General features: G+C 73.5%; 7 protein-coding genes. 4 read left to right on the top strand and 3 right to left on the bottom strand.

Annotated elements, in window-relative coordinates:
• Positions 1-101: 101 nt before the first annotated feature.
• Entirely contained in the window at positions 102-1,094 is a 993-nt protein-coding gene (locus NH342_RS24165; protein WP_253013997.1) for a glycosyltransferase family 4 protein, read from the bottom strand.
• 213 nt (positions 1,095-1,307) lie between these two features.
• Here NH342_RS24165 and NH342_RS09245 point away from each other — a divergent pair, with 213 nt between their 5' ends.
• The 4 genes from NH342_RS09245 to NH342_RS24160 are packed head-to-tail and all read left to right on the top strand — an operon-like array spanning position 1,308 to position 6,162.
• Positions 1,308-2,282 carry an ABC transporter permease gene (locus NH342_RS09245; RefSeq protein ID WP_253013995.1) on the top strand — a complete coding sequence of 325 codons (975 nt, stop codon included), beginning with the start codon at positions 1,308-1,310 and terminating at the stop codon, positions 2,280-2,282.
• A gap of 3 nt (positions 2,283-2,285) precedes the next feature.
• Positions 2,286-3,521 carry an ABC transporter ATP-binding protein gene (locus NH342_RS09240; protein WP_253013993.1) on the top strand — a complete coding sequence of 412 codons (1,236 nt, stop codon included), beginning with the start codon at positions 2,286-2,288 and terminating at the stop codon, positions 3,519-3,521.
• Between the two features lie 23 nt (positions 3,522-3,544).
• The gene (locus tag NH342_RS09235) at positions 3,545-4,744 is read left to right on the top strand and encodes a glycosyltransferase family 4 protein (RefSeq protein ID WP_253013991.1); all 1,200 of its coding nucleotides are present in this window, start codon (positions 3,545-3,547) and stop codon (positions 4,742-4,744) included.
• Complete coding sequence (locus NH342_RS24160) at positions 4,741-6,162, top strand: glycosyltransferase family 4 protein (RefSeq protein WP_253013978.1); 1,422 nt, start codon at positions 4,741-4,743, stop codon at positions 6,160-6,162. The genes NH342_RS09235 and NH342_RS24160 overlap by 4 nt, the downstream gene beginning before the upstream one ends.
• 33 nt (positions 6,163-6,195) lie before the next feature.
• Here the strand turns inward: NH342_RS24160 and NH342_RS09225 are convergent, their stop codons facing one another.
• Positions 6,196-7,491 (bottom strand): acyltransferase, encoded by a 1,296-nt coding sequence (locus NH342_RS09225; RefSeq protein WP_253013975.1) that lies wholly within the window; start codon positions 7,489-7,491, stop codon positions 6,196-6,198.
• 102 nt (positions 7,492-7,593) lie between these two features.
• Complete coding sequence (locus NH342_RS09220; protein ID WP_253013973.1) at positions 7,594-8,712, bottom strand: glycosyltransferase family 1 protein; 1,119 nt, start codon at positions 8,710-8,712, stop codon at positions 7,594-7,596.
• Positions 8,713-8,759 lie beyond the last annotated feature (47 nt).

Below are 8,759 nucleotides of genomic sequence, written 5' to 3'. Positions count from 1 at the left end.
GCCGGCCACCGGCGACCACCGGGGCCCCGCCGCGATCAGCACCGGGCGGAGCGCGGCGGGCGGCCGGTCGCCGAGGTGCAGGACGAGCGGCGGGTCGTCGCTCACGGCCGGGTCAGCTCGGTCACGACGGCGGGCCAGGACAGCTCGCGCACCCGGGCGCGACCGGCCTCGCCCATCCGCCGGGCGAGGTCGCGGTCGGCGTCCAGGCGGGCGAGCGCGGCCGCGATGCCTGCCGGGCTGCCGTCGGTGACGAGGCCGGTCACGCCGTCCTCCACCCAGTCCAGGACGCCACCGGAGTCGGCCGCGCACACGACGGGCTTGCCGGCGTGGAAGGCCTGCAGGGTGGCGTACCCGTAGTCCTCGTCCTCGGGGGCGTACACCACGGCCAGGGCGCCGGCGAACAGATCGACGACCTCCGCGTCGGGGACGAACCCCGGTACCTGCACTCGGTCGCCCAGCCCCAGCTCGCCCACCCGCGCACGCAGGGGCTCCAGCAGTTCGCCGCGGCCGGCGAGCACGGCGCGCAACCCGCTGCCCGTGCCGGCCAGCTCCGCCATCGCCTCGACCAGCAGGCCGGGGCGCTTGTTCGCCTCCTGGCGCTGGACGGACAGGACGTAGTCGCCGTAGGGCCCCGGGTGCAGGACGTCGGCCATGGGCGGCGGGTGGGCCAGGGGCGTGCCGGTCAGCCCGTTGAACCGGGCCAGCCGCCGGGACACCACACCGGAGTTGGTGTAGACGCGGCGGGCCTCGCCCAGCGCGGCGGCGTCCCACTCGGTCATCAGCCGCTGCTCCTCCAGGCTGGTGTCGTCAAGCCCGAAGTCCGACCACGAGGCCCCGGCCGCGAACCCGTCGTAGGCCCCCCGGTGCTGGTGCAGCAACCACACCACCTTGTTCGGGTGGCGCACGAAGTAGGAGGGGAAGTTGGTGGCGATCACCAGGTCGGCGTCCAGCGGCACCATCCGCCAGGCGAGGGGGGCGTCGAAGAGCCGGCCCTTCTCCCACGCCACGGGGAGCCGCACGAGGTCGACCCGGTGGCCGGCGCCGGCCAGGGCCGCGACCAGGTTCTCCTGGTGCTGCTCGGCCCCGCCTCGCACGAACGGCTTCTGCGCTCCGCAGACGACGATGTCCAGGACGTACTCCCCCTCGGTGCGGCGGAGCCACCGGTCCCGGCCCCCCGGGCACCGTAGCCCATGCCGGGGGGGCCGTCCGGGGGCCCGGCGGACCCACCGGCCCCACCCGCCCCGGGGGACCCCCGGGGGACCCGTGCATCCCCGGGGTCGTTGCCAGGCCTACGTACGATCGCCGGCATGGCAGTCGACAACGGCACGAGCACGGAGGTGCCGCGGGCGACCCCGGCGACACCGGTCGCCGTCGAGGTCCCCCTCGCCGACCGGCCCTTCGAGCGGGTCAACCAGCCGACCCCCTTCCTCCGCGGCTTCTGGCCCACCGCCAAGGAGATCTGGGACTACCGCGAACTGCTCGGGCAGCTGATCAAGAAGGAACTGAAGGTCAAGTACAAGGACAGCGTGCTGGGGTTCTTCTGGACCCTCCTGCGTCCGCTGCTCTACCTGCTCGTCTACGCCGTCGCGATCGGGGTCTTCCTCGGCTCGGGCCGGGTCATCCCGCAGTTCGGGGTCTACCTGTTCACCGGTCTGCTCGCCTGGACGCTGTTCACCGACATCCTCGGCGGCTGCACCGGCTCGATCGTGGGCAACGCGGGCCTGGTCAAGAAGGTGTACTTCCCGCGCGAGCTGTTCCCCCTCGCGGTGGTGGGGGCCGGCCTGGTCAACTTCCTGCTGCAGGCGGTCATCCTCGTCGGCGCCTACGTCGTGACGTGGACGTTCCCGGCGCCCGGTGACCTGCTGCTCGTCCCGCTCGCGCTGGTCGCGCTGGTCCTGTTCGCCACGGGCCTGGGCCTGATCCTCGCGGCCGGCAACGTCTTCCTCCGGGACATCACCTACCTCGTCGAGGTGGGCCTGCTCCTGTGGTTCTGGATGACACCGATCGTCTACGACTGGACCAAGGTGCGCACCACCCTGGTCGACGACCACTCGCTGACCGCGCTGTTCGAGGTCTACCTCGCCAACCCGATGGCCAACATCGTGCTGGCCTTCCAGCGCGCGCTGTGGCCGGGCGGTCTGACCGAGCAGGGTCAGCCGTTCTACTACGACGGCAACCTCTACCTGCGGCTCGGCGTGATCATCCTGGTGGGGCTGGTCTTCGTCTGGTTCGCCCAGCGCGTGTTCGCCCGGTGGCAGGGCAACTTCGCCCAGGAGCTCTGACCCATGACCGACGTCATCCGCGTCCACAACGTCACCAAGGAGTTCGCCCTCCGCAAGGACAAGTCCTTGAAGGAGCGGCTGGTCAACGCCCGCCGCTCGAAGGAGCACGCCGAGGCGTTCACGGCCCTGCGCGACATCGACCTCGTCTTCTCGGCCGGGAGCACCACCGGCCTGATCGGCCACAACGGGTCGGGCAAGAGCACCCTGCTCAAGATCATCGGCGGCATCCTGACCCCGACGACCGGCTACGTCGAGCGGCGCGGCCGGCTGGCCGCGCTGCTGGAGCTGGGGGCGGGGTTCCACGGCGACCTGACCGGCCGCGAGAACGTCTACCTCAACGCCTCGATCCTCGGGCTGACCCGGCGGCAGGTCGACCAGTACTTCGACGCGATCGTCGACTTCTCGGGCATCGAGGAGTTCATCGACACGCAGGTGAAGTTCTACTCCTCCGGCATGTACGTGCGCCTGGCCTTCGCGGTCGCGGTGCACGTCGACCCGGAGATCCTCCTCGTCGACGAGGTCCTGTCGGTCGGGGACGAGCCGTTCCAGCGCAAGTGCCTGGACCGGATCCGCCGGTTCCAGCGGGAGGGCCGGACCATCGTGTTCGTCAGCCACGGCCTGGACCAGGTGCGCCAGCTCTGCGACCGCGCCGTGCTCCTCGACCACGGGACGATGCTGCTGGACGGGACCCCCACCCAGGCCGTGCGGATGTTCCGCGACCTCAACCAGGAGGCGGCCGAGAGCGACGACACCGAGGACGACGCCGAGTCCGGCGACCGTCGGGTGCTGGTGTCCGACGTCGCCGTCCACGGCCGGGACGGCGAGCCGGTGCGCACGGTGAGCTCGGGTGCCGAGCTCGGGGTGTCCTTCTCCGTCAGCACCGACCGGCCGCTGTCGGACTGGATCGTGGGCGTGGCCATCGAGGACTCCGGCGGTCAGGTCGTCTGGGGGGCCAACAGCGACAAGGTCGGTGTGGAGCTGCCGCGTCTGGACGCCGGCACCGCGCGAGTGGCCGTCGACTTCCCGGAGGTCCCCCTCGCCGAGGGCATCTACCAGTTCAGCGTGGCCATCGCCGACACCGGCAACCGCACGGTGTTCCACCGGGTCAACCGCGTGGCCACCTTCCGCGTGGTCACCGACGCCGTCGAGGACGGCACCGTCCACCTCGTGCCCGCCTACTCGGTGGCCGGTGACCGGGTGGACGCACGCGCAGAGGCCGAGGCGCTGCCTCGCCCGTGACAGACACAGAGGGAGCAGTGACAGTGCCTGCAGACGTCGACCGCCGTGGGCGGATCGGCCTGGTCCCCGCCCGGTTCGGCGAGGGCATGGTGGGCGGGGCGGAGATCGTCCTGGCCGAGATGGCCAAGCGGCTGGCCGCGCGGGGGTGGGACGTCGAGATCCTCACCACCTGCGCCATCGACCACTTCTCCTGGGACAACGTGCTGCCTGCCGGGGAGTCGGTGGAGCAGGGCCTGAAGGTGCGCCGGTTCCCCGCGGTGTTCGAGGACAACCCGGAGCGGGGCTTCCTCGACCACGCCGTCGCGACCGGGCAGAAGCTCGGCCTGCAGCAGCAGCAGCGGTGGATCAACGCCGGCATGCGCTCACCCGAGCTGTACCACCACCTGCTCGACAACGGTCGCGACTACCGGGCGCTTGTCTACGGGCCCTACGTGTTCTGGCCGGCCTACGCCGGCAGCCAGCTGCTGCCCGAGCGCAGCCTGCTGTGGACGTGCCTGCACGACGAGCCCGCGGCCTACCTGGACCTGTTCGACCCCGTCCTGTCGGGCATCGCCGGGCTGTTCCTGCAGACCGAGCCCGAGCACGAGCTCGCGCACCGGGTCTCCTCCCGCCTGGCCCCGCACGCGGTGGTGGGCTGCGGGGTGGAGGTCCCCGAGTCCTACGACCCGGACGGCTTCCGCGAGCGCTACGGCCTCCCCGAGCGCTTCGTGCTGTACGCGGGCCGGCGCGAGGGCGCGAAGGGCTGGGAGGACATGCTCGCCGCCTTCGGCCGGGCCGTGGAGCGCACCGGTCTGCCGCTGTCGCTGGTCACCTTCGGCAGCGGCGAGGTGCGGCCCCCCGCCGGCATCGCCGACCGCGTCTTCGACCTCGGGTTCCTCCCCGACCACGAGCGGGACAACGCCTTCGCCGCCGCGGCGGCCTACATCCAGCCCAGCCGGTTCGAGGCGTTCTCCCGCACGGTGATGGAGGCGTGGCTCGCCGGGACGCCGGTCATCGCCAACGGCGGCAGCGACGTGGTGCGCTGGCACTGCGAGCGCAGCGGTGCAGGCCTGGTCTACGACGACGAGGCGGAGTTCACCGAGTGCCTCCGGTTCGTGGCCGAGGCCCCCGAGCTCGCGGAGCAGCTGGCCTCCGGCGGCCGGGACTACGTCCTGTCCAACTACACCTGGGACGTCGTCCTCGACGGCGTCGAGGAGGGGATCCGCTCGTGGACCACCGCGTGACCATCCCGCCGCAGGGCGGGGAGAGGATCCTCGTGGTCTCGCCCTACCCGCCGGTGCGGGACGGCATCGCCACCTACGCCCTGCAGACGGTCCGGGCGCTGCGCGCCCAGGGCCACGACGTCGAGGTGCTCTCGCCGGGGCCCTCCGCCGCGCACCACCACCTCGACCTCGTCGGTCCGCGCGGAGCGCTGGCCCTGGCCAAGCGCGTGGGGGACTACGACCGCGTCGTCGTCCAGTTCCACCCGGACTTCTTCTACCCCGACCCCGGGCGGGCGAAGTCGCGGCTGACCGAGAGCCTGGCCCTCGCGGTGCCCTTCGCCCTCGCCAAGCGGCTGGAGGTCGTCGTCCACGAGATCGACGGCCGGCACGGCAACCCGCGGCGACCCGACGGCCTCGCGGCCCGGCGCCTGTGGGCCCTGGTCGACGACGTCAAGGTGCACACCGCCTCCGAGCGCACCGCGTTCATCGAGAACTTCGGCGTCGACCCCGACCGGGTGAGCCTGGTCGCGCACGGCGCGGACTTCACGGCGCACACCACGGTCGACCGCGCGCGGGCGCGGGAGAGCCTCGGCCTCCCGGAGGACGAGACCGTGTTCCTCGCCATCGGGTTCGTGCAGCCCTCCAAGGGCTTCGACCGGGCCGTCGAGGCGTTCGACGGCCTCGGCGGCGACGGTGCGAGCCTGCACGTAGTCGGGTCCGTCCGCGTGGACGACCCCGACATGGTCAGCTACGAGCGCGAGCTGGCCGACCTGTGCTCGATGACCGAGGGCGCGTACCTGCACAGCGGCTACGTCAGCGACGAGCTGTTCGACCGGTGGATCGTCGCGTCCGACGTGGTGGTGCTGCCCTACCGCAACATCTGGTCCTCGGGTGTCCTCGAGCGGGCCGGCCTGTTCGGCCGGCCGGTCATCGCCTCCCGCGTGGGCGGGCTGTCCGAGCAGGCGGCCCAGCAGGCCGACGTCCGGCTCGTCGACGACGACGCCGAGCTGCGCGAGGCGATGATCGAGCGCCTGCCCGAGCGCGAGCTGCCGGCGGACACGGGCTGGGCCGACGACCTGCCCGCCGACGGCGACCTGCACGACCTGGTGCAGGCGCGCGTGCGTGCCCGGGCGTCGACCCGGCCGGGCAGCGGCCGGGGGCGGCGTGCGCGCCCCACCACGACGGGGGAGGTGCGGACGGTGTCCGCGTCGGCGCCCGTGCGGCGGCTGGGGCGGTTGGGCCCGCCCGACGTGAACCACCCGCGGCGCCCGGTGCGCCTGGTCAAGCGCGTGCTGCGCCGCGCGCTGTCGTGGCAGATCGACCCGCTGGTCCACCAGATCAACAGCCTGCAGTCGGCCACGGTCGTAGCCCTGGAGAACAGGCCGGCGGACGGCGTCGGCGGCCCGGGGGACGAGCGCGGGGCGCGGACCGGGGCCTGACCGCTCCCCCCGGGCGGCGCCCCCGGGGGAGGGTCAGCCCCGGCCGGCGAGGCGGGCCCGGCGGGCCGCGGTGACCCGTCGGCCCCAGGCAATGCCCGGCTTCTCGACGACGTGGTAGGTCAGCACGGAGCCCAGCAGGGTGGCCGCCATCATCGCGAGGAACCCCACCCAGGGTCCGCCGGGCAGCGGCGGGAAGACGATGAGCACCAGGGCGTGCAGCAGGTAGACGGAGTAGCTGATCGTCCCCAGGTAGGTCAGGGCCCGCGGCCAGCTGCGGTGGCGCAGCAGCAGGGCGGCACCGAAGACCAGGTAGGCGGCCACGAACGTGCCGGCCTCGGTCCACCAGCGCGGGGTCTCCCCGCTGATCGGCTCGGTGTAGCCGATGTGCCAGCTGTACTGGGCCAGCACGATCACGACCAGCGCCAGCCCGAAAACCCGGGCCGCCACCCGACCGCTGACCTGGCCGGCGGTGAAGCGGTAGAGGACGGTGCCGACGAACATCGAGCCGAGCAGCAGCAGCGAGAAGTACAGGTCGTGGGGGCGGTTGGACATCGCCAGGACCACCACCGCGCCCATCGCCACGACGGCGGCCCGGCCGTGCCACGCCGGCACCCGACCGGCCGCGACGGCGACCAGCAGCAGACCGGCGGCCGGGAACGTCCACCAGGTGTCGGTGGGCCTCAGCTGCAGCATCCACAGGCTGGTCAGGCCGCCGGCGCCCAGGGCGGCCACCAGCAGGACCACCGAGGTGGTCGTGGACCGCCGGTGCAGACCCAGCAGGAACAGCACCGAGACGAGCAGGTAGAAGACCAGCTCGTAGCCCAGCGTCCAGGACGCCCCGATCACCAGCGGCCGGGTCGAGAAGACCTGGAGCATGGTGAGGTTGAGGACGCCGTCCTCCAGGACGCGGAAGCCGGCAGGCGGGGCCAGGCGTGCCGACGTGCCCCACGCCAGCATGATCAACGCCATGACCGCCAGGTACAGCGGCCACAGCCGGAACGCCCGACCGATCCAGAACTCGACGAGGTCGTTCCGCCGCTCGAGCGACGCCGGGATGATGAACCCGCTGCAGAGGAAGAACACCAGGACGCCGAACTCGCCGGCCCGGAACCAGTGGTGCGACCAGCCCAGCACCTCCACCCAGTGGGTCTCGCCGATGTGCTGGACGGCGACCACGAAGGCGGCGATGCCGCGCAGCGCGTCAAGGAACTCCAACCGGCCCTTGCGGGTGGTGGCGGCGTCGCTGGCGCGTCCCGCGCCGGTCTGCGGGGCCGGGTCGAGGGCGTCGTCGCCGGCGGGCGTCGTCCCCGGGCTGGTTCGCTGGGCCACGGACTCCTCCTGAGCTGGTCGACCACGGCTGAGCGGGCGGACGGGTACGGCCGCGGGACGGCGGGGTCGCGCTGCGTGGTCAGCACGCATCCTCCCAGACCCTCACCCCCGGCCGGGCCCCCCGGCGTGTCGCAGTGCGGCCGCGTAGACCTCGCGGGTGGTGGTCGCGCAGCGCTCCCAGGTGAAGCCCGCCGCGTGGCGACGGCGTGCCGCGACCACCGCGGGGTCGTCCTCGGCGGGCAGCTCGAGCAGCGCATCGGCCCACGCGGCGGGGTCGTCCGGGGGGAGGTGGCGAGCGTGGCCGCCGAGCACCTCGCGCAGCACCGGCAGGTCGCTGGCGAGCACCGCCCGCCCGGTCGCGAGGGCCTCCAGCGGCGGCAGGCCGAACCCCTCGTAGCGGGAGGGGAACAGCAGGGCCCGGCTCCCGGCCACCACCGCGGGCAGGTCGGCGTCGTCGAGGTACCCCGTGGTGTGCACGCGCTCGGCGGGCAGCCCGGACAGGTCGAGGGCGCGGCCCCAGCCGGGTGGACCCACGACGACCAGGTGCGGGGCGCGGGGGTGCCCGCCGAGGGCCGCGAGGGCCGCGACCACCGTCTGCAGGTTCTTCCGCGGCTCGACGGTGCCGACGGTGACCACGTAGTCGCCCGGCAGCCCCAGCCGGTCCCGGACCGCCGGGTCCGGGACCGCCGCGCCCCATACCGGGTCGACGCCCAGCGGCACGGGCACGACCACGTCGGGGTCGACGTCGTAGGTCTCCAGCAGCTCGCGCGCGACCGCGGCGGAGGGCGTGATGACCCGGGCGGCGCGCTCCAGGCTGCGGGGCACCAGCTCGCGGTAGGCGAGGCTGGCGCGGTCGACGTCGTCCCGCACGTGCAGGTAGGACAGGTCGTGCACGGTGACGACCCCGGCCGAGCGTCCCGGCGGGGGCAGCACGAAGTTGGTCGCGTGGAAGACGTCGGTGCGGCCGGCCAGCAGCCCCACGGAGGGGACCTCCAGCCGGGTCCAGGCGGCCCGCAGCAACCGGGCCGGGCAGCGACGCCCGGCCAACCGGGCCCCGGCGGGTGCGACGTCGACCAGCCCGCTGGCCCCGCGGGCGGTGAAGGCGGTCAGCACGACCTCGTCGCCGGGGTCGGCGCACAGCACCCGGGACAGCTCGAGCGCGTAGCGGCCGATGCCCGTCCGGCGGCCGAGCAGAGGAGTGGCGTCCAGTCCGATGCGCACGCCTGAGCCTCCCGCACCGCCGGCCGGCCGGCCCGGGCGGGGCGGGG

This window comes from Klenkia sp. PcliD-1-E (assembly GCF_024124375.1).
Classification (GTDB): domain Bacteria; phylum Actinomycetota; class Actinomycetes; order Mycobacteriales; family Geodermatophilaceae; genus Klenkia.
Note: the sequence above shows the minus strand (reverse complement) of the source record. Positions and strands in the feature narration are given on the sequence as shown.

Excerpts from the sequence above, each read along its gene's own strand:
- NH342_RS09245 (WP_253013995.1), top strand. The coding sequence starts at position 1,308 with ATGGCAGTCGACAACGGCACGAGCACGGAGGTGCCGCGGGCGACCCCG.
- NH342_RS09240 (WP_253013993.1), top strand. The coding sequence starts at position 2,286 with ATGACCGACGTCATCCGCGTCCACAACGTCACCAAGGAGTTCGCCCTC.